Origin of the sequence: Vibrio sp. 10N.222.49.C9, from assembly GCF_041474985.1 — a bacterium.
GTDB lineage: Bacteria > Pseudomonadota > Gammaproteobacteria > Enterobacterales > Vibrionaceae > Vibrio > Vibrio crassostreae_C.
Genome location: NZ_JBFRVD010001661.1, coordinates 1 through 371, shown reverse-complemented (window position 1 = coordinate 371; position 371 = coordinate 1). Strand labels below are relative to the sequence as shown.

The window sequence follows — 371 nt, the reverse complement described above, 5'->3', positions numbered from 1 at the left end:
ATCCTAGTGACGTGGCCAAGGAGCTTGGCGCTAATTACTGCGACTTAGAGACACTCTTTAAGCAATCGGATGTGATTTCTTTGCACTGCCCGATGACAAAAGAGAATTTTCATCTGCTGAATGAAGAGGCATTTAGCAAAATGAAGGATGGCGTAATGATCATCAACACCAGTCGTGGCGAACTGGTTAACTCTAATGCTGCAATAGAAGCGTTGAAGAATGGGAAAATCGGTGCCCTAGGTTTGGATGTTTATGAAGGGGAGAAGGATTTGTTCTTTAAGGATAAATCTAATGACGTGATTATTGATGACGTGTTTCGTCGCTTGTCTGCATGCCACAACGTTATCTTTACCGGACACCAAGCCTTTCTA

Annotated in this window: 1 protein-coding gene; it reads left to right on the top strand. The window is 43.1% G+C overall.

Annotated features, from left to right (window positions below):
- Window positions 1-371, top strand: a 371-nt coding sequence (locus AB4585_RS29695) for an NAD(P)-dependent oxidoreductase (protein WP_372172433.1), incomplete at both ends; no start/stop codon positions are given.